The following is a 20,932-nucleotide window of genomic DNA, read 5'->3' as shown; positions in this document are numbered from 1 at the left end:
GCCACTAGAACGCGCCTAAAACAAGATAACGCGAGGCTGATTTAGATCAAGCATTTGTAGAGGTTAACTGAAAGAATCATGCATTTCTGGACTCTATAAATTATCAGGAAATTAGCCTTTTATCATTAACCCTCTAACAACCGTTGAACTAAAATCACGATACTTGGAAATGCTAGTGGACGAATTTCTCCCGTCGTCAGCGTTAATTCTAAGCGATAGTTCCCCTCCACAGGTTCACGGAATACCTTGATCTGCCGATGCCTTAAGTCTACAACCCAATACTCCTGAATCTCGGCGGCGGCGTAAGCCTTTCGCTTCACATCCAGATCTTTGCTCAAGCTAGTATTGGCATACTCAATCAACCAAAATATATTTTCAGGATAGGGATGGCGAGTTCGGTAGAGGGCGCGAAGTGGTTGCACAATCGCCAAATCGGGTTCGGGTTCTGAGCGACTTTCAGGCAGTGTAATCGGCTTAGAATCACGTACAATGGCTTGATCGGAGAGTAGTTCTCTCAGGTAGTCAGCGGTATCGGTACTCTGTTGGGCATGTTCTGGTCCTTCTGGAGGCATTTCAATAATTTCTCCATTTAATAGTTCAACGTGACGATTATCTAAAAGACCAACGTTGATCATGCGGTGATAATCGTCTAGCGTCCATCTGGCGGTTGTTACACTCATGCCCATCTGCTCCCGTTTTCCTGTAATTATCTTAATTAAGGGGGGTGGGCAATGGGGAGCAGGGGAAGCTGGGGGAGCTGGGGAAGCTCTTGAAGTAGAGATACTTTCGCCTGCCAAGTTCGATAAGGAAATGCCTCGGAGCGAGGCTATGTCTGCCTTGAATGGCTGTAAACCAGAATTGGCAAGGGTTGTGGCTTAAGTTGACACGGATGTGGGCAATGCTCACCCTACGGTATATCAAGAAATATATAATGTTGCAGGAGTTAACAAATTGTTGGAAATCTTAAGAAAATTTGTATTCTATAAAGATATAGCACTTTAATTTTGATAACCCACCGGTGCAAGAAGACTTCCGACTGATTATCGACTTCGTATCTGTTCTGGCGTCAGCAGCGGCTGGCGGACTTTTGGCATCCTCATGCCGTCAACCTCCGCTCTTGGGCTATATCGTCGGGGGTATGATTGTGGGTCCGGCGGGTTTGGGTCTAATTAAAGAGGTGATCCAAATTGAAACCCTGGCTCAATTTGGTGTGGCTTTTTTGCTGTTTGCCTTGGGGGTGGAATTTTCCCTGGCGGAATTGAAAAAAGTGCAAAAGATTGCCCTGGGTGGGGGCGGACTGCAAGTTGTTCTGACTATCTTAGTTACGACGTTAGCCTCTCTGGGCATGGGTTGGGTTACGTCTCCTGTCCAAGGTGTGTTTCTGGGGGCAATTTTGTCCTTGTCGTCCACGGCGGTGGTTCTCAAATGCTTGATGGAACGCAACGAAACCGAAACCCCCCACGGGCAAGTCATGCTAGGGATTTTGGTGGTGCAAGACTTGGCATTGGGATTAATGTTAGCAGTACTCCCGGCTTTAGACCAACCCACTGAAGTGATTGGGACAGCGGTGGGACTTGCCCTATTGAAAATTGGTCTATTTGCGGCTGGTGCCATAGCCGTAGGGATATGGTTAATTCCTTCGTTATTACGATTCCTTGCCCGTACTGAAAGCCGAGAGTTATTTTTACTTGGGGTTGTGGGTTTATGTTTGGGTATTGCCTTGTTGACTGAACAGTTAGGACTCTCAATTGAAATGGGGGCGTTTGTCGCCGGGTTAATGATTTCCGAGGTGGAATATGCCGATCAAACCCTGACTTATGTGGAACCCCTGCGGGATGTCTTTGCTGCCCTCTTTTTTGCGGCGATTGGAATGCTGATTGATCCGATTTTCCTGTGGACGAATCTGGAGTTGATTTTGGGATTGGTCTTGCTAGTTTCGGTGGGAAAAGGGTTAATTGTCACTCCCATTGTGAAACTCTTTGGTTATCCGTTAAAAACGGCAATTTTCGCAGGTCTGGGATTAGCACAAATTGGTGAGTTTTCTTTTGTGTTGGCGAGTGAAGGGCAAACTCTGGGATTGGTGTCTCGCCCGGTCTATTTATTAATTTTAGGCACAACCGCAGTGACGTTAATCGTGACCCCGTTTCTGTTACGATTAACACCAATGGCATTGAATTGGCTGGAGAAATTCCCGCCCTTACAACGGTATTTTGAACCGATGGAAACTCCGAAAGCCGTATCACTGAATAGCCAACAGTTAAATGATCATGTGGTGATTTGTGGATATGGGCGCAGTGGCAGCAATTTAGTCCGACTGATGCGAGAGCATAATTATCCTATCGTGGTGGTTGAGCAGTCAGAACAGGTGATTGGGCAATTACGAGATGCGGGAATTCCCTATGTTTATGGTAATGCAGCGAGTTTACACGTATTGGATAAAGCTGGGGTAGAACGGGCAAAATCCATGGTGATTGTCTTGGCGGATGCCATGAGTAGTCGGTTATGTTTGAAGCGATCGCTCGAATTAAACCCAGTTTTAGATATCGTCGTGCGGGCGAATAAGGATCGGGAGATCGAACTGCTGTACCAACTGGGGGCGCGAGAGGTGGTGCAACCGGAGTTTGAGGCGTCTTTGGAGTTAGCAACGCATTTGATGTCAGGAATTGGTGTACCCAATTGGGTGATTCAGCAGGAAATGGAAAAAATTCGCAGTTCCCATTATTTGGATTTGCGCCCCGAACAACCTCAGTCTCAAATTGCCCGCGATTTACGGACGGCGGCTGAGATGATGAATAGTAAGTGGTATGATTTGCCAGAGAATTCTCCACTGACAGGTATGACGTTAGAACAAGCCGATATTCGCCGCTTAACCGGGGTTAGCTTGGTGGCTATTCGTCGGGCTGAGGGTGAGGAAATCGATTATCCCGATGCTGGGGTAAGTTTGGAGGAAGGTGATCACCTTTTAGCGGTGGGTGAACCCGATGAACTGTCTGCCTTTAAGAAGTTGGCAAAGGGAGAAATGACAACTCCCGCTACCAGTACTCCCTGTCAGTGGGTGTTGATACCCAAAGAGAGTCCAGCCCACGGGAAAAGCCTGTCCCAACTCCATTGGCGGCGTCAATATGGGATTCAGGTGCAGGCAATCCGTCGAGAAGGGAAGTTTATCCCTTTTCCCGATGGGAATGCCGAAATTCGAGAGCAAGATCACCTGCTATTGTGTGGTGGAAGTTATCCCCTAAATCAATTACAGCAGTGGTTAACACCCCTGCCTGATAGTAGTATCACCGAGGTTCCGCTTCATCAAACTCTGACGAATGACAAAGGACAAAGGACAAAGGACAAAGGACAAAGGACCAATGACCAATGACCAATGACCAATGACCAATGACCAATGACCAATGACACCTGAGTCAGGGCGGGTTTAGTTACATCTGGTTGCAACCGAAAAGATAGTCGTGAAACCCGCCCCTACAGAGACGCCACATACCGTGAAAAGTCAGGATGAATGACGAATGACCAATGACAAATTAGGCAAATTCAAAGGGATTATCGGCACTCTCCTCTGTTTCTGAACTTTCCACTGTTTCGTAACTCTCTGCTGTTTCAGAACTCGCCACGGCAGACTCTTGGCGTACTTGGAGGGATCGATTCATGCCACCGCCTCCCTTGGGCTTGATATAGGCGATCGCATGACACCAAATAATAATCGGCTGATCCTGTTCATCTAGAATACATAAGCAGGATGTGTCTTGCCAACGCACTCTGCCTGTAAAGATTTCATTGGTGATGAGTTTCAGTTCAACCTCTTGGGCTTCTCGAATCAAGCCTTGCAGTTGACGAACACTGGGTAGATTGGTGGACAATTCACTCATAATTAGATGGTTAAGCGGGAGACAATAATGGAAATCGAATTTACAAAGTACCACGGTCTGGGGAATGACTTCATTCTGATTGATAATCGGTCAAAGTCAGACCCACTAATCACTTCAGAGCAAGCCGTGCAATGGTGCGATCGCAACTTCGGCATCGGCGCTGATGGGGTGATTTTTGCCCTACCTGGACAAGAGGGTACTGACTATAGTATGCGGATTTTCAACGCCGATGGCTCGGAACCGGAAATGTGTGGCAATGGAATTCGCTGTTTGGCGCAGTTTCTAGCCGATTTGCAGGGAGTCACCGATTCAAGGGAGTATCGGATTCATACCTTAGCTGGGGTAATTACACCGAAACTGGAAGGCAATGGCAAGGTTAGGGTGAATATGGGGATGCCTCAGCTTTTAGCCTCTCAAATCCCGACAACTTTGGCTCAAGGGGATCAAAAGGTGATTGATGTTCCTTTAGAGGTTAGCGGGAAGAGTTGGCAGGTTACCTGTGTAAGCATGGGCAATCCTCACTGTATTACCTACGTGGAAGACGTGAGTGCTATTCCCCTAGAAATTATTGGTTCTCAGTTCGAGCATCATTCCGTCTTCCCCAAACGAACCAATACCGAATTCATTCAAGTGGTACGCCCCGATTATATCAAAATGCGGGTCTGGGAACGGGGGGCTGGAGCCACCTTAGCCTGTGGTACGGGGGCTTGTGCATCAGTTGTTGCTGGGGTATTGACCGGAAAATGCGATCGCATCTGTACGGTGGAACTTCCTGGAGGGTGTTTGGACATTGAATGGTCAGAGGTTGATCAACGAATTTACATGACTGGACCGGCGCAGCGAGTGTTTACAGGTAGGTTTAGACAGGGATGACCTACGTAATTTTACACGGTGTATAACAGCCGCAACTGCTTACCAATGACAAATGACGAGCCTCACCCATCCTGCTTAAATAAAAAAGAGTTATCCACATCAATCTATGGCTGTTCATCAAGACTACATTCAACTTGCCACCGACAAAAATGGCGATATGCATGACTTAACTGATCAAGTCAATGCCATTGTCAAAAACTCTGGTATCCAAACCGGAATGGTTCATGTCTTTAATATTGGCAGTACCGCCTCCATTGGCACAATCGAGTTTGAACCGGGATTGGAACGGGATTTACCAGAACTGTTAAATAAACTGATTCCACCCAGTCGGGATTACGGACATGAGCAAACCTGGCATGATGGTAACGGACATTCTCACCTGCAAGCCACTTGGTTGGGACCTTCTCTCACCGTACCCCTCAAAAATGGCAGGTTAGAATTAGGGACTTGGCAGCAAATCTTTCACCTAGAATGCGATGTGAAACCGCGCCGTCGCCAAGTTATTGTGACGATTTACGGAGAATAACTTATCCCCCTGCTTCCCCTGCTTCCCCTGCTTCCCCTGCTTCCTCTGCTTCCCCTGCTTCCCCTGCTTCCTCTGCTTCCCCTGCTTCCCCTGCTTCCCCTGCTTCCCCTGCTTCCCCTGCTTCCTCTGCTTCCCCTGCTTCCCCTGCTTCCCCTGCTTCCCCTGCTTCTTCTGCTTCCCCCCTCTACCGAGGTGTACTTACTCTCGCGATGAAGCGGCTTTTGCCTCCGCCTCTTCTAACTCGATAATCAAATCAATCAGGTGTCTAGCATAACGAAGCGAATCTGTCAAGCCTCGCTCCGTCACTGGATAGCTATAGCGAGCAAAATTTTCATTCGGGTGTTGCCACCGTAACCATAACCGTTTATCGATCATCTTCGTGCTAATTAACCAATCTCGGTAGCGGATTGGTTTGATGGGCAAGCCGGTGTTGGGATTGTTTGAAGTCACTGGCTTTCTTTGGAGTATTGAATCTAATTTATGATGTCACAGAACATAAAGAAACTTGGCTAGACGGGTTGGAGTTGTTGTTGATTCATGAACGCTAATAATCCTTGGAATACTTTGATGCCATCCGTACAGCCCAACACAGGATCAGATGCCCGTTCAGGATGAGGCATCATCCCCAATATTTTACCTGTGCGATCGCATATTCCGGCAATGTTGTTCACAGAACCGTTGGGATTGCTGGTTTCGTCGATTTCACCACTGGAATTGGCGTAACGAAAGACAATCTGATTTCCATCTTCTAGGGCTTTCAGGGTATCTGTATGGGCGTAGTAGCGTCCTTCTCCGTGAGCAACAGGCAATGTGATAATATCTCCCGTAGAATAGGCGGACGTCCAAGGCAGATCGGTGCGTTCTATTTTCAGAGGGACGCGATCGCAAATAAAATGGAGATCGCGATTCCGGATTAATGCCCCTGGCAATAACCCGGTTTCAGTTAAAACTTGAAAGCCGTTACAGATACCCAGGACAAACTTTCCCTGCTTTGCGTGGGTGATCACACTATCCATAATCGGCGAAAACTGAGCGATCGCGCCGCAGCGCAGGTAGTCGCCATAACTAAAGCCACCGGGTAAGACAACGACATCTAAATCAGAAATGTCCGTTTCTTCATGCCAAACCATCCGAGTGGGACAATTGAGCAAATCCTGGGTGACATAAGCAACATCGCGATCGCAGTTTGAGCCAGGAAAAACCACAATACCAAATTTCATGTTGATACCCCTAACTGTACCTGTACTTCATCCAAATCAAATCGATAATTTTCAATCACCGGATTCGCCAAAAGTTGGTCACAGATGCGATCCAGTTGCTCACTGGCTTGGTTTTCATCCGCCGCCGTCAGCATTAACTCAATATACTTGCCGATGCGTACCTGCTTAACATTGGCGATGCCGAGTTGCCCAATCCCGGACTCGACTGCCACGCCAGCCGGATCTAATACAGAAGGTCGCAGTGTAACATAAATTCGAGCCTGATACTGATGATTCACAAGCACCCCCTAGTGGTTTGAGATTACCTTAATTTAAAGTTTGAACTACTAATCCCCAATAGTCCACATCCTTTTTCCTCGATTAACCCCTAAATCTATGAAAGCCCAACGCACCCGTTCTCAAGAGCGAATTTTAAAGTTGCTCAAAACCTTAAATCGTGCTGTCTCTGCCCAGGATATTCATATCGAGTTACGCAAGCGGAAGCAAGGTATGGGTCTAGCCACAGTTTACCGCTCTCTCGATGCCTTGAAACTTGAAGGAGTGGTACAAATGCGGACTCTAGCGACTGGCGAATCCCTCTACAGTTTATTACAGGATCAACATCATCTCACCTGTCTCAATTGCGGGCGATCAATTCCCATCGAGGAATGTCCTGTCCACAATTTAGAGACCCAGTTACAAGATAACCACCGCTTTCAGATTTACTATCATACCCTAGAATTTTTTGGACTCTGTGAGGATTGTCAAATGGTTGAAGCTGATCAAAACCGTCGTTATAGTGCCAAGGGGATGCACAGGGGAGAGTTTTGAGTTTTGGCGCGAGGGCATAAGCGTGTGACCCTTCGCAACCCTTGATCAAGGGAACCTGGTTGGTGTGTAGGGGCGGGTTTCACTATTATCGTTTATTCTCTCACCCAGATGTGACTAAACCCGCCCCGATGTTCCAGACGTATCATGCTATGTCTGGAACTCCCTCCCCCTCACCCTTGTTTGTCCCCAATCTTTACAATGGACGATAAACCCGATAGTTAATTTTGGGGAAGATGTTATCGATTTCCTCGACTTTTTCTAACCAGCCGCTGTCGATTTTACCGATCTTGATATCTTCATACAGCTTATTAAACCGCATCAAGTGCGATCGCGTCCGCCGCACAGCATACGGTACCATGGTTCCTGTCCGCATAATAAATGCCCAGTCCGACGACTGCGCCAGGAGAACCTCTCGCGCCGCCTGGTTTAGGGCTTTCCATTCCAGTTCATCAGCGGGTTCGCGACGTCCCAACTCAATCATCCGTTCTGCTGCTTTGTGCAGGTGAGGATAAATCCAAGCATTGGTTTCATTCAGCCAATATTCATGGAACCCCTTATACCCCCAACTTGACTGAGAAGGCTTACAAACCTGTTGGGTAGGATTATCCCGTAAATAGTCCGCCAGGTGGGTCATGTCATAAGTCCCCTGGTCATACCAAGACTTGCGGAACAGATAATCAATAAACCAGGGTCCCTCGTACCACCAATGACCAAACAGTTCCGCATCATAAGGGGACACCACAATCGGCGGACGCTGCATAATTCCCGCCAAATGACCCACCTGTTGTTCCCGGTTAAACATAAAGTTAGCCGCATGTTCAGCCACTTTTTCTCGCGCCCAATAGGGGTCATATAACGCCTTATCCCCTAACCCTAATCCGCGACCTGTGATCCGGTGATATTTAATTCCTGTATTTTTGCGCTGCCCATTGGGCATAATATAGGGCTTAATGTACTCGTATTCGGCTTCCCAGCCTAAATCCTTGTAAAATTCCCGATATTCCGGTGAACCTGGATACCCCACTTCCGAAGACCACACCTGCTGAGAGGACTCGTGATCTCGCCCAAATGCAGCTACCCCTGTCTCCGTATAAATCGGGGCGTAAGTGCCAAACCGGGGACGGGGACGGGCATACAAGATCCCGTGACCATCGGTGAGGAAATAGCGTAAGCCTGCATCCGCGAGTAATCGTTCCACCCCTTCGTAATAGGCGCATTCGGGTAACCACATCCCTTTCGGGGGACGCCCAAAGGTTTGCTCATAATGCTCACAAGCCACCTGAATTTGCGCCCAAATTGCCTGGGGATACATCTTCATCAGCGGAAAATAGCCGTGAGTCGCGCCGCAAGTGATGATTTCCAGGTTATTGCTGTCGAGAAATTGTTTAAATGCCAACACTAGGTCACCGCCATAGTGATTCCAGGTTTGGCGAATCATGCTGAACTCGTTAACGTAATGTTCAGCCAGGTAGCGGATATGACCATTGTGTTCGTTATGCTCGACTTCCTTTTGAACTAATTCTTCCAGTAAGGCAAGATGTTTGTCGTAGCGCTCTTGTAACAACGGATCTTTTAGCATCGACACTAAAGGGGGTGTCATGCTCATGGTGATTTTAAAATCTACCCCATCCCGCTTTAACCCTTCAAAGACATGCAGGAGGGGGACATAAGTTTCAGTGATGGCTTCAAATAGCCATTCTTCTTCCAGAACATAGTCACTTTCTGGATGCCGCACAAAAGGTAGATGGGCGTGAAGGACGAGCGCAACGTAGCCGATAGCCATAGTAAATAGAAGTCGTGAATTGCTAGATAACGAAAAGTTTAGGATATCCTGGGAGGTTGACAGTCACTTAAGATTTTAGGACGAAAGGGACAATAAAAGGATAGATACAGCTCACAAACCATTCAGTTTTGCGGAAAATCTAAAATAGATATTAAATTATAAGGAAGCAAAGACCCCCCAGCCCCTAGGCAGTCAAGTCCAATGTTCTCCTATAATTGCCCCAGTTAAGAGTGCTAACACCCAATTTCATGCCGGTCGCTCATGAGAACTCTCCGGATGGGAAAGCCACCCTACAGCTTTTGCTGTTTGTCGATGAGCGTCCCAGTTCCCGGAAACATATCCATCACATCCGCAACTATCTGGAGTCCTTGAAACAGGACTATCCGTTTGAACTGATGATAGTGGAGGTGGGAGAACAGCCCTATTTAGCCGAACATTTTAAAATTGTAGCCACTCCAGCCCTGCTGAAGATTCATCCCCAACCCCGACAAACCTTGGCGGGAACGAATTTAGTGGGACAATTGAAGAACTGTTGGTCACGGTGGCAACGCTGTATCGAAGACTATCAAGCCGAGTTAACCCAGAAGGTTATCTCATCGGCTAATGGAGATACTTCTCGTGAGAATGGCTCATCCGCCAAACTGTCCATGGCATCTGCCATCGAAGTGATTCAACTCACGGACGAAATTTTTCGCCTCAACCAAGAAAATGCGGCACTGCGGGAAAATGTCCATTTTAAAGACCAAATCCTGTCCATGCTAGCCCATGACATCCGCAGCCCTTTAACCGCCGCATCCATCGCCTTGGAGACTCTGGAATTAGGTCAAAACAACCCCAATCAATCCCCCCGTCCTGAATTGACTCCCAGGTTAAAAGCCCGGTTATTTGAACAAGCGCGTAGCCAACTCCGTACCATCGATCGCATGATTACAGAGATCCTGCAAGCTGCCAAAGGCAGCAACGCCGACTTTTACGTTAAACCCCGCAAACTGGCGTTAGGACCTCTGTGTCAAGAGATTCTCAATCAAATGCAGGAACAGTTCCAAGCCAAATCCCAGATAGTGGAAACAGACATTCCCCAGGATTTACCCGCTGTCCATGCCGATAGTGAGTTGGTGCGTCAAGTTCTGATCAATCTCCTAGACAATGCCAACAAATACACGCCAAAAGGGGGTAAAATTCAAGTCTCGATGCTGCACCGCACCACCCAGAAAGTTCAAGTCTCGGTCTGTGATACAGGTCCAGGTATCCCAAAAGAAAACCGCGATCGCATTTTTGAGAATCATTTCCGACTCAAACGCGATCAAGGCAAGGACGGGTACGGGATTGGTTTATCCTTGTGTCAACGGATCATCCGCGCCCATTATGGTCGCATCTGGGTCGATTCCTCGCCCAAAGGTGGCGGTTGTTTTCACTTTACCCTACCTATTTATCGGTAAACGTTAAAGCGATGTAAAGACGTTCCGATGAAATATCTTTTGTAGGGGCGGGTTTTACCGTTAACCTTTGGTGTTACCCTGATATAACTAAACCTGCCCCGACCTAACCGTTCAATTATCACAAATGACACATGACAAATGACAAATGACAAATGACCAAAATGCGAACGACCAAAATTGAACGAGTACGCGGCGTCAACGATGTCTTACCCGACGATTACGCCATCAGCCAACAAATTGGAGATACCCTGCGCCAATGCTTCCAATCCTTCGGCTATCGTCCACTTGACGTGCCACTGATTGAATATACCGAACTGTATTTAAGGAAATCCGGTGAAGAAATCGCCCCCCGTCTCTATGACTTCATCTACCGCAACCGCCGCCTCTGCTTGCGCCCCGAATTTACCGCCTCTGTCGTCCGCGCTTATGTAGACAACCTACAAGGCGTCCCCCACCCCATTCGCCTCTACTATGCAGGTTCCGCCTTCCGCTACGAACGCCCCCAGAAAGAACGCTACCGTCAATTTAACCAGATGGGGATTGAACTGATTGGCGCGACGGGATCAATGGCAGATGCCGAAATTATCGCGATCGCATCCCAAGGGTTAAATCGCCTGGGATTAAGCGGGTATCGCATCGTCTTAGGTCATATTGGCGTAATCTCTAAATTTCTGGATAACCTCCAAATCGAAAGTCGCTTGCGTAGCTTTTTGCTAACCAATATGGAAATTTTACGCAAGGAAGGCAAATCAGCCGTTGAACAGCGCTTGTGTGATATCTATCCCGCCTTTGCCCTCTATACCTCCAACCCCCAACTGAGTCCAGAACAGACGAACCTGGAGACAGTCCACAGCCAACGGTTGAGTCAACTCTTTCAGGGAATGGCAGAATCCGACGCCCAAACTACGATTCTGGATCTCCTGGACAGCATGAACATTGAACTGGCGGGTAATCGCGACGCCCAAGAGATTGTAGATCGCCTACTAACTAAAATAAAACGCCAAGACCAAACCGAGAGGGTCAGTAAAGCGCTAGAGTTTATGAGTCAACTGGGACAACTGGTAGGAGAACCCACGCAAGTCTTAAAAGAAGCCCAAACTCTCCTCTCTGCCCATGGCATCGATGATTCTGGACTTGAACAACTGCGTGAGATTATTAACACATTGGAATTCTATGACCTAGACTCCAGTCAAATTAGTTTAGACTTAGGACTCAGCCGAGGATTACAATACTATACAGGCATGATTTTTGAAATCTATCATGGCACTGGCAAGCAGGAGCGACAAATCTGCGGCGGCGGTCGATATGATGATTTAGTGGGAACCTTTGGCGGACGCCAAGATACCCCAGCCACTGGCTTTTCCTACGGGATGGAACGGCTAAGATTAGCCCTAGAAGCCGAGGGCAAAGTTTGGCAAGTACAGCGACAGGTGGATGCTTTGGTTTTTCCTGTGAGTCAAGATGATGCGGGTTATGCCATTAACGTTGCCCAACAATTGCGACAGATGGGATTAGCTGTAGCCATGGATCTGAGAGGGAAAAGTGTTTCCAGTAACTTCCAATACGCCAACAAACAAAGCATTCCCTACACCATTCTTGTGGGTTCAGAGGAACAAAAAGCTTCAAAAGTTGTACTGAAGCAGATGGACTCTGGAGAACAGCAGCAGCTATCTGTAAGTGACGCCGCCAAGCAGATCCGCGATAAATTACAGATAACTTGACAAATGACAAATGACAAATGACAAATGACAAATGACAAATGACGAATGACGAATGACGAATAACACAAATTACCAATCACCCGTTCGCCTTGCTCTCCCCAGTAAAGGAGCGCTGGAACGCTCGACAAGCAGCCTCCTGTCAGCCTGTGGAATGAGGGTTTTTAGACCCAGCGATCGCCAATATTTCGGCTCGATTCCTTCACTCCCGCAAATTAATGTACTGTTTCAACGGGCGGCTGATATTTTCACCAAAGTTGAAGAAGGTAGTGTTGACTTAGGAATTACTGGCTATGATGTAGTCTGTGAAGAAGGCGTGGGTCATGATAATGTTGTGGTGATTCATGACCGTTTGGGTTACGGTAAATGCGAATTAGTTTTAGCCGTTCCCGAAAGTTGGGTCGATGTCTCCTCAATTGAAGATTTAGCCGAACTCACCCTTCTATTTAAAGAAAAAGGTAAAACCCTAAGAATTGCCACAAAATATCCCAATCTGACTAGAGATTGGTTGTATGAAAAACTAATTGTCAACTTTTCCCTCGTTTCCGTCCAAGGAGCAATGGAAGCCGCACCCAGCATGGGGTATGCGGACATGATTGCCGATGTCACCAGTACGGGAACTACCCTACGAGAAAACCGCTTAAAGCGGATTACTGGTGGCACACTGTTAAAGTCCCAAGCTTGTCTGATTGGCAACAAACGATTACTTCAAGAGGATTCGATCAAACTGGACACAACCAAAACGATCTTGGAATTAATTGAGGCAAATCTGAATGCCAAAAAATATGTCTCAATCACGGCAAATGTTCGGGGTAAATCAGCCGATGAGATTGGTGATTATTTGGTCAATCATAGTGAATTGAGCGGTTTAACTGGGTTACGAGGACCCACGATTGCTAAGGTTTATTCTAAGGAAGACAAGGATTGGTATGCGGTGACGATTGTCGTTGAGCAAAATATGTTACTCGCGGCGGTTAATCATCTGAGAAAAGCGGGGGGAAGTGATATGACGATTACGTCACCCGACTATGTATTTGGTTCTCAGTCTCAGAATTATCAGGTATTTTTGGAACGATTAAAGGAAAATTAAGAAACAGGGGGATTCAGATGAATACGATTGAAATTCAAGATAGAAAAAGAACTAAGAATCCAGTTTCTTCAGTCTTTAGAGTAAACTTTATGGCTAACTATAATGAGCATTACTTTGACAAAAACCCAAGAACAACGCATTCAAACCCAATTGCGAACAGGCAAATCTAACTCAGATTACTGGAGAATTGTCAGGAACGGTATTCTCGGTAGTGGTATTGCCAGTGCAATTTTAACACAAGGTCTCTTTGCCTTTGCACAGATGGAACCTGCCTCTAAGCTTACGCTACAAGTACCCAGAACTAATGAAGTGATTGATGCTAGCACTTGGTGTCAAGCATCTGATGCGGTGGGAACAGGTAGACCTTTTGGTTTTAATCGGGTACGGTTTTATCAAGAAAAAACAGACCTGGAAAATCGTGAATATTTGATTGGCTGTGTGACCAATAATACTGAACACACTGTTGAATCGATATCAGCCAGTTATAGTATCGAATATCCTCCTTATACCTCCACGTTTGCGGCTGGATTTAGTTCTCTAAGTATGCTAACGCTCCAACCTGGACAAACCGGATTTTTCAGAACTGGATTTACGATTGATTCTGAAGCAATTGGTCTAGAAATTAATCTACAACGGCTTGTACGGCGAGGGCAAAGGATGACCTATGAACCTGTGGAAAGGTTAGTAATTCAGCGACGGCAATAGTCCCAGTAGATGTTTACGATGAGTTTTTTAGTCGGAGGTTTATCCAAAGAATAATTGGCGAATATAAAATCAAACTACTAATTAACCCAGATAAAGAGGAGATTGTTATATGTAGAGACTGAATGACAAATAAATCACGATAATTACGTCACCGAATTATCTATTTAGTTCTCAGTCTCAGAATTATCAGATATTTTGGGAACGGTTAAAGGAAGATTAATAAATAGGGTTTACTGAATATACCTTTATATGATGTCCGGCTTTCTCACCCCTAATAAAAAGGTAGGGGCTTGGGAACCAAGCCCCTACTCACCCTCACCGTAATGATGGGTATTCAACCGGACATGATATTATTCCCCCTTACCGCCAATTTCCCACTAGAATATAGGGAGACCAATAATAGGGACTCTGATAGTTTTCTTGTTGTAATAAACTGATCTGAGCGCGGCGCAGGGCTTCGGCTTTGGTAACATTGGGTTGTGCTAGTTCTTGGTAAAATTGACTCATCAGCAACGCGGTAGAGTTATCATTGACATTAAATAAAGACGCGATCGCACTCCGCGCCCCCGCCCTGACTGAGATCCCAGCAATTCCCAATGTCGCCCGTTGATCCCCTGTGGCGGTTTGACAAGCACTCAGTACCAATAATTCAATCCCATCCGGGCGGTTTTCCGTGTGGGTTTGCAGGAATTGATTGAGTTGATTAACATTAATCGGTTGATCATAAGCGAGAATAAAGGTTTCATCCGGACTCGAACTAAATTGTCCATGAGTGGCTAAATGAACCACGCCAAAGGGTTGAGAATTAATTTGGTTTTGAAACGTTTGCCTAGTAAATGCTGAATTGAGTAAGATTTGGCTATGAGGAAGATTAGATTGAATTTGTGCTAATTCATCCTCCACATAAGGAAGCGCTTTAAACCCATGACGGGCTTCACTGAGTCCAGCAGTTAGTAGTTGGAATTGTTCGGATTGCCAGGATTCGCTTTGGGAAAACTGGAGACCCAGATTCAGGGCAATACTATAGGTTTCGATCAGGTATTGTTCTCCATCATACAGGGCTGCTATGGGAATTGTTCTGAACGCGCCATCTAAGACAAAGACTAAGGTTTCTAGTTGTTGAGTTTGGGTTAAGTCGTTTTCAATAGGGGCAATCAGCCAATTATAAACTAAACGAAATCGGGAATTAGAATCTAGCCCCGTTTTGTATTCTTGGATATCGTCTTGGAGTTGTTCGATAGTGCGTTCAACTTCCGCTTTCGGAATAAATGTGGTGGTGTGGATAAGTTCCGATTGTTGGGGTAATTTAAGAATAATTTCAATCCGGTTTTCCAGGATAATTGGATAGATAATTGCGGCATTCAAATTTTGTTCATCAATCGCCCGATCAATGGGTAAGGTGGTTGCGTCCGATAAGCGACAACGGAGGAAGTTTTCTAGTTCTGCAATTTGTAAGTATTCGATGAGTTGACGGGCTTTTTTTAGGTTAGCTTGGCTGGGTTTTCGGTTGGTTTCGTTGGACGGAGATAGGAGTAAATCTACGAGTTCTCGATAGACGGGTTCGATATGATCCCGAAAGGAGAATTGTAAGTCGGGATTATTGAGACTGATTAAATCGCCCCGTAAGGAATCCAGGCTAGTCACCGCTTCCGAATAAGCCGCGATCGCGCCTTGTTTTTCCCCCTGTTCTTTTAACACTCGTCCCAGTTGCCATTGCCATTGATAGGCTAAGTCTTTGGCTTTGATGGCTTCACTCAAAATTAGCGCATTTTCGGTTAAGGTTTGGGCAGTTTTCCATTGTTGATTTTGTTCATAAAGAGTTCCTAGATTTCCCAGGGCGTGGGCTTGCGCTCGTTTATCGTTGATGTGTTTGGCTTGGTCAATGGCGGTGATTAAGAGTTTTTCAATGACGGAATTGTTGATCGAGGAATTTAATTTTATATGGTTTTGCTTAGTGAGCGAAAGTAATTGAGTCAGGCTTTGGGCGAAATTAATCCGAGCATAAATAGCCGTGCGATTTAGGGGTAAGGATTCAATTTGCTCCTGGAGTTGGGGTAAGGTTTCGAGTTGGGCGTTTAGGGGAGGAGATGGAGCATTTTTGGCTAAATTTGGTGCAGTTTTTGCCAACCATTTCTGATAGTCAATCGCCAAGCTCAATTGATTCAGTTGTGCCTGGATACGGGTAGAGGGGGAAGGGGTTGTGGTTGCGGCTTGTTGATAGGCGGCGAGAGCGGCTGTAACCTCGTCATTGGCGCGATTCCGGTCAATCGGGATTTGCAGGCGATCGTAGGCGTCTTTGGCACGGGTATAGGCGGCGCGGGCGGTGTTACCTAAACCGAGAAAAGCTTCGCCAGTTTCTTGGGGAGATTGTAATTGTTGAGCGAGGGTTAAACTGAGGTCTAAGAGGTGTTTGGATTGGTCTAAATAGTCATAGTTTTCTGTATCTTTGGGTTGGGGAAATAATTCATCTAATGATTCAACCTGTCCAACAATACGCAGCAGATTTCCCAGACTGCGTAATCCGATAGCTTTGAGTAGAGAATCGGGTTGGTTGGGTAAGGATGGATTAAGTTCAAGTAGGGTTCTCAGGGCTTGACGGTAACGTCCTATTTCTTGTAACGCAAGGCTTTGATAAATTTGACTTTGCGTGATCCCTGTTTGATGATTGAGTTGAGTATAAATAGCGGCTGATTCTTGCCAACGTTTCAGGGCGGCTTCTGGGTTACCAATGGTAAGATGTAGACGACCTTGAATTGTCAGAGTTTGGGCAAGCAGGTTTAAGTCTTGTGAGGAGTTATCGGGATGGGATTGTAATAAATTCAGACTTTTAGTGATAGCGGCTTCGGCATCTTGCCATTGTTGTAGTTGTTGATAAGCTAAGGAAAGATTGGTCAATGCCATGGCTTGTTGCTGTGTATCACCGATGGCTTGGAAAGCAGTAGCGGCTTGTTGGAGGGACGTTATCGCCTGAGAAAATTGTCCGTTTTCGTAGAGAGTTCGGCTTTGTTGTAAAAGTTGTGACGGATTCGTTTCAGTTTGGGGAAATTGGGCAAAAGCTGGGATAGAGATGAACGTGGGGAAGAGGGCGGCGCTTAATAGTAACGTTAACAGGTTAGAGAACCCCTTGAAATAAAATTCTGAGAGCAACTTAAACCCCGTTGAAACAGGTTTAACATTGGGTTTCCGTAGGGGCGCACCGACGTGCGCCCTGTTCCCAACGTGTTCCCAACCTGCGCCCTGTTCCCAACCTGCGTCCTGTTCCCAACCTGCGCCCTGTTCCCGACGTGCGCCCTGTTCCCAACCTGCGCCCTGTTCCCGACGTGCGCCCTGTTCCCGACGTGCGCCCTGTTCCCAACCTGCGCCCTGTTCCCAACCTGCGCCCTAGCCATGGTAATCTTGGTATCAAAAATAGTCATAACCTGTCACCCATTTAACTGGTTCGTAGTAGGCAATACGAGTGCGATCGCGTCACCGAATATATCCTCGATTAGTCTATAGTCCCAGTGATCGCACAGCAAGGGGCGGTTGAAACCGCAGCTACACAAACCAAACCCGCCTGCGCGGGTTTCCACAGGGGTTTCCACAGGTTAGTCCTTGTCAAGCGGACGAAAGTTTCGTTTGGTTCCGCGATTTCCTTTTCAACAGGGCTTAAATTGACTATCTCCACTCCCTTGAGCTCCTAGTGCAGCGCGGCAAAAATACTTGAGCAGCTGCGTAGATACGATGAAGCAGGGGGAGCAGAGGAAGCAGGGGGAGCTGGGGGAGATGTTAGCTGTTCAGTTATTTCTGCCAGGATGCACTAGGAGTTTCCGCTTCAGATGATTGGCTACGAATAGTACAAGTGGGTAAAAGCGTCATCGGAGTCGGTTCAGCCGTCAGCACCACTGTTCCATCGGCACGTTTGACCCAACCTTGGGCTTCGATAATCCGGTTTTGGCTGATATGAGTCGTTGGGGTAGGACTCACACTATCGCCTTGATCAAGAGTCACCCAATGGGGTACAGCCACAGCATTACTGACCAGGGCTTCATTAGGATTGGGAGGTAATCCCCCAGATCCAGTGTTATAAAACCGATTGGCATTAACGTCACCAGGTTGACAGTTTTGGGCGACTTCCGGTGGCGCAGGTTGTGCGGGTAACGCCACTAATCCACTATTGGGGTCAACGGCTAATTCAGTGGTTTCGATAGTCCCCTGTAATCCAAATTCTGAACTCGCGGTAATATCGCTTTTGGGAGTCAGGTTGGGGCGTTCTCTTAAACCAATAATGCGTTGAGCGGTGATATTAATATTACCGCCATTCCCTTCATAGGCATTGGCAGTAATATCATTGTCTTCATAAGCCGGACCAATAATGAAGCCGTCAGTCGCATCAATGGTAATGTTACCACCATTTCCACCGGCATTAGCTCGACCTGCAGTTGCAGATACTAGACTGTTGTGGCGCATCAGTAACAAATCCAGGTTCTGAAGCCGAATATTGCCACCCTCACCGGAAAAGGCTTCAGTTACAATACCTCCATCGTTAAGAAAGATAGTCGGGGTTGTTATTTCAATGTCACCCGCATCCCCGTGCAAACTTGATGTAACGATGGCAGCATTCTGCATGATTGAAACTGAGTCATCAACATTAACCACAATTCTGCCGCCATTTCCTTGTCCGATGGTGCCGCTCAAAATACCAGCGTTATCGGCGATATACAGGGAGTCAGAGGCTAGGTTAATTTCGCCACCTTGACCGACAGCATTATCATTTACGCTGCTATTGATCAAAGCGTTATTTATGAGCTGGATTTGATCATCAACTTGGACAATGATATCACCGGCGTTTCCTTGTCCATTAGTGCTAGTGTCTATGGAGGCGCTATCCCTTAAGGACAATGAACCAGTTTTGAGACGAATTTCCCCCCCATTGCCGACAGCTTCAGGTTCAACAGTACTGAAAATTCCAGAAAAGTTTTCCACATAAACGGCGTCATTCGTGTCTATAACAATGTTGCCAGCATCTCCTTGTCCCGACGTATTAACCGATATGGAAGCGGTATTCGTGAGGGAAAGCGAGTCAGCCGCAATGGTAATTTCACCCCCCTTACCGACAGCTTCAGGGAAAAGACTACTTGATATTAGGCTGGTATTTGCCAAAGAGACAGTGCCATCGGTAAATATGGATATATTCCCTGCCTCTCCTCGGACAATAGTGTCAGTACCAATACTAGAATGATTATTTAAGGAGAGTGAATCAGCGGTGAGGGTAATGTTTCCACCTTTGCCCGAGTCAACACTTGCTTCAATAGCGCTAAAATCGGATAGGGAAACTTCACCCTGAGCCGTAACTGTTATATTTCCAGAATCTCCTTGCCCAATGGCTCTAGCTGCCACAAAAGCCACATTGCTTAACGAAAGTGAGTCAGTTTCAATCGTAATGTTACCCCCCTTACCTGTCGCTGTGGAGTCGGAGCTAGCGAAAATGCTACCACCATTCAAATCTATCCGATCATCAGTCATCACAAACACACTGCCAGCATCTCCTGTTGCCGAAGTGTTACTATTTATGGTAGCACCATCAGTTAAAGAGAGTGATCTGGCTCGAACATAGATATTACCTCCCTTTCCTGAACCCGTCGTTGTACTGCTGATCAAACTATTTGCTGTAGAAATAGAGGCGCGAGTTTTCAGGATAATATCACCAGAAGAAAAGGAACCAGAGGTGCTGATATTTCCTGTCGTGATTTCGTTTTGAGCCTCAAGGTGAATAGAACTTGCCGAACCATAAAGAGAGAAGGTACTCAGAGAACCTCCAGTCGTATCAATTCCTCCTTGGGTACTAATCATACTGATCCTGCCGCTATTACGGGACACACTAGACGTCTCGACTTCTCCTGTTGTAATCTGCTCAAGAGCCATCAATGTAATATCTCCCCCATTTCCCACAGTTGAAGCAGAATCTAGCAATCCGGCGGTGGTGTCAATTTCCCCGTTGTTACTGGTAAAATTAATCTCACCACCCTGAAAAAATTCAGAAACAGAAGAGATATCTGCGGTATAAATATTCCCATTAGCCCTGAGGAAAATGTTCCCACCATTTCCCTGAGTTGAAGCAGAATTTAGCAAGCCGGCGGTGGTGTCAATTTCCCCGTTGTTACTGGTAAAATTAATCTGACCCCCATGATAACGACCAGAAAAAGAGGAGATATCTGTGGTATAAATATTGCTATTAGCACTGAGGAAGATATCTCCCCCATTTCCCCTAGTTGAAGAAGAATCTAGCAAGCCGGCGGTGGTGTCAATTTCCCCGTTGTTACTGGTAAAATTAATCTCACCACTATTGGAGAAGCGAGAAAAAGACTGGATAGTTCCTGTCGTGATATTCTCTTGAGCAATGAACGTAACATCTCCGCCTTTGCCATCAGTGGAAGCCGAAGCAATAAACCCAGCGCTCGTGTCAATGGCATCACTGTTACTGGTGAAACGAATTTGACCACTATTGGAGGAGAAGGAAGAAGCCAAAATATCGGCGGTATTAATCGTCCCAATAGCACTGAGCCAAATATTCCCCCCATTTCCCTCAGTTGAAGCAGAATCTAGCTCCCCAGCCGTTGTATCAATTCTCCCATTATTGCTAGTAAGACTAATCTCACCACTATTGGAAAAGCGAGAAAAAGACTGGATAGTTCCTGTCGTGATATTCTCTTGAGCAATGAACGTAACATCTCCGCCTTTGCCATCAGTGGAAGCCGAAGCAATAAACCCAGCACTCGTGTCAATAGCATCACTGTTACTGATGAGACGAATTTGACCACTATTGGAGGAGAAGGAAGGAGCCAAAATATCGGCGGTGTTAATCGTCCCATTAGCACTGAGCCAAATATTCCCCCCATTCCCCTCAATTGAAGAGG

At 46.6% G+C, this 20,932-nt stretch carries 17 protein-coding genes; 8 read left to right on the top strand and 9 right to left on the bottom strand.

Annotated features, from left to right (window positions below):
• Window positions 1-125: 125 nt before the first annotated feature.
• Entirely contained in the window at window positions 126-680 is a 555-nt protein-coding gene (locus RIE73_RS19950) for a Uma2 family endonuclease (RefSeq protein WP_446402837.1), read from the bottom strand.
• Window positions 681-1,018: 338 nt separating this feature from the next.
• On the opposite strand from RIE73_RS19950, the gene RIE73_RS19945 reads away from it, so the two are divergent.
• Window positions 1,019-3,367, top strand: a complete 2,349-nt coding sequence (locus RIE73_RS19945) for a cation:proton antiporter domain-containing protein (protein ID WP_446402836.1) — start codon at window positions 1,019-1,021, stop codon at window positions 3,365-3,367.
• A gap of 160 nt (window positions 3,368-3,527) precedes the next feature.
• Here the strand turns inward: RIE73_RS19945 and RIE73_RS19940 are convergent, their stop codons facing one another.
• Window positions 3,528-3,872 carry an Hfq-related RNA-binding protein gene (locus tag RIE73_RS19940; RefSeq protein WP_446402835.1) on the bottom strand — a complete coding sequence of 115 codons (345 nt, stop codon included), beginning with the start codon at window positions 3,870-3,872 and terminating at the stop codon, window positions 3,528-3,530.
• 27 nt (window positions 3,873-3,899) lie between these two features.
• On the opposite strand from RIE73_RS19940, the gene dapF reads away from it, so the two are divergent.
• Together dapF and RIE73_RS19930 are read left to right on the top strand one after the other, a co-directional pair.
• Window positions 3,900-4,745, top strand: a complete 846-nt coding sequence (gene dapF, locus RIE73_RS19935; RefSeq protein WP_446402834.1) for a diaminopimelate epimerase — start codon at window positions 3,900-3,902, stop codon at window positions 4,743-4,745.
• Between the two features lie 106 nt (window positions 4,746-4,851).
• Window positions 4,852-5,271 (top strand): secondary thiamine-phosphate synthase enzyme YjbQ, encoded by a 420-nt coding sequence (locus tag RIE73_RS19930; protein WP_446402833.1) that lies wholly within the window; start codon window positions 4,852-4,854, stop codon window positions 5,269-5,271.
• 198 nt (window positions 5,272-5,469) lie between these two features.
• On the opposite strand, the gene RIE73_RS19925 is transcribed toward RIE73_RS19930, so the two are convergent.
• The 3 genes from RIE73_RS19925 to purS are packed head-to-tail and all read right to left on the bottom strand — an operon-like array spanning window position 5,470 to window position 6,769.
• Window positions 5,470-5,721, bottom strand: a complete 252-nt coding sequence (locus tag RIE73_RS19925; protein ID WP_446402832.1) for a hypothetical protein — start codon at window positions 5,719-5,721, stop codon at window positions 5,470-5,472.
• 59 nt (window positions 5,722-5,780) lie between these two features.
• Window positions 5,781-6,491 carry a phosphoribosylformylglycinamidine synthase subunit PurQ gene (gene purQ / locus RIE73_RS19920; protein WP_446402831.1) on the bottom strand — a complete coding sequence of 237 codons (711 nt, stop codon included), beginning with the start codon at window positions 6,489-6,491 and terminating at the stop codon, window positions 5,781-5,783.
• On the bottom strand, window positions 6,488-6,769 hold the full coding sequence (purS, locus tag RIE73_RS19915; protein WP_446402830.1) for a phosphoribosylformylglycinamidine synthase subunit PurS: 282 nt from the start codon (window positions 6,767-6,769) through the stop codon (window positions 6,488-6,490). The genes purQ and purS overlap by 4 nt, the downstream gene beginning before the upstream one ends.
• A 97-nt stretch (window positions 6,770-6,866) precedes the next feature.
• On the opposite strand from purS, the gene RIE73_RS19910 reads away from it, so the two are divergent.
• Window positions 6,867-7,301 carry a Fur family transcriptional regulator gene (locus tag RIE73_RS19910; protein ID WP_446402829.1) on the top strand — a complete coding sequence of 145 codons (435 nt, stop codon included), beginning with the start codon at window positions 6,867-6,869 and terminating at the stop codon, window positions 7,299-7,301.
• Between the two features lie 193 nt (window positions 7,302-7,494).
• Here the strand turns inward: RIE73_RS19910 and RIE73_RS19905 are convergent, their stop codons facing one another.
• On the bottom strand, window positions 7,495-9,084 hold the full coding sequence (locus RIE73_RS19905) for a glycoside hydrolase family 57 protein (RefSeq protein WP_446402828.1): 1,590 nt from the start codon (window positions 9,082-9,084) through the stop codon (window positions 7,495-7,497).
• 248 nt (window positions 9,085-9,332) lie between these two features.
• Here RIE73_RS19905 and RIE73_RS19900 point away from each other — a divergent pair, with 248 nt between their 5' ends.
• From RIE73_RS19900 to RIE73_RS19885, 4 genes are all read left to right on the top strand, one after another.
• Window positions 9,333-10,523, top strand: coding sequence for a histidine kinase (locus RIE73_RS19900; RefSeq protein ID WP_446402827.1), 1,191 nt, complete (start codon window positions 9,333-9,335; stop codon window positions 10,521-10,523).
• A 152-nt stretch (window positions 10,524-10,675) separates the two neighbouring features.
• Entirely contained in the window at window positions 10,676-12,244 is a 1,569-nt protein-coding gene (gene hisZ / locus RIE73_RS19895; RefSeq protein ID WP_446402826.1) for an ATP phosphoribosyltransferase regulatory subunit, read from the top strand.
• A gap of 52 nt (window positions 12,245-12,296) precedes the next feature.
• Complete coding sequence (gene hisG, locus RIE73_RS19890) at window positions 12,297-13,331, top strand: ATP phosphoribosyltransferase (protein ID WP_446402825.1); 1,035 nt, start codon at window positions 12,297-12,299, stop codon at window positions 13,329-13,331.
• A 114-nt stretch (window positions 13,332-13,445) separates the two neighbouring features.
• A complete protein-coding gene (locus RIE73_RS19885) occupies window positions 13,446-14,036 on the top strand; it encodes a hypothetical protein (RefSeq protein ID WP_446402824.1) in 591 nt (196 codons plus the stop codon).
• A gap of 360 nt (window positions 14,037-14,396) precedes the next feature.
• Here RIE73_RS19885 and RIE73_RS19880 read toward each other — a convergent pair whose 3' ends face one another.
• From RIE73_RS19880 to RIE73_RS19870, 3 genes are all read right to left on the bottom strand, one after another.
• Window positions 14,397-17,183, bottom strand: a complete 2,787-nt coding sequence (locus RIE73_RS19880) for a CHAT domain-containing protein (RefSeq protein ID WP_446402823.1) — start codon at window positions 17,181-17,183, stop codon at window positions 14,397-14,399.
• A gap of 275 nt (window positions 17,184-17,458) precedes the next feature.
• Entirely contained in the window at window positions 17,459-17,608 is a 150-nt protein-coding gene (locus tag RIE73_RS19875) for a hypothetical protein (protein WP_446402822.1), read from the bottom strand.
• A gap of 208 nt (window positions 17,609-17,816) precedes the next feature.
• The coding region (locus RIE73_RS19870) for a beta strand repeat-containing protein (protein ID WP_446402821.1) at window positions 17,817-20,932 on the bottom strand (3,116 nt) is incomplete at its 5' end.

It is taken from the genome of Coleofasciculus sp. C1-SOL-03 (genome assembly GCF_040220555.1).
Classification (GTDB): domain Bacteria; phylum Cyanobacteriota; class Cyanobacteriia; order Cyanobacteriales; family Coleofasciculaceae; genus Coleofasciculus.
The sequence above is the reverse complement of the archived record's forward strand: the minus strand, read 5'-3'. Positions and strand labels throughout refer to the sequence as shown.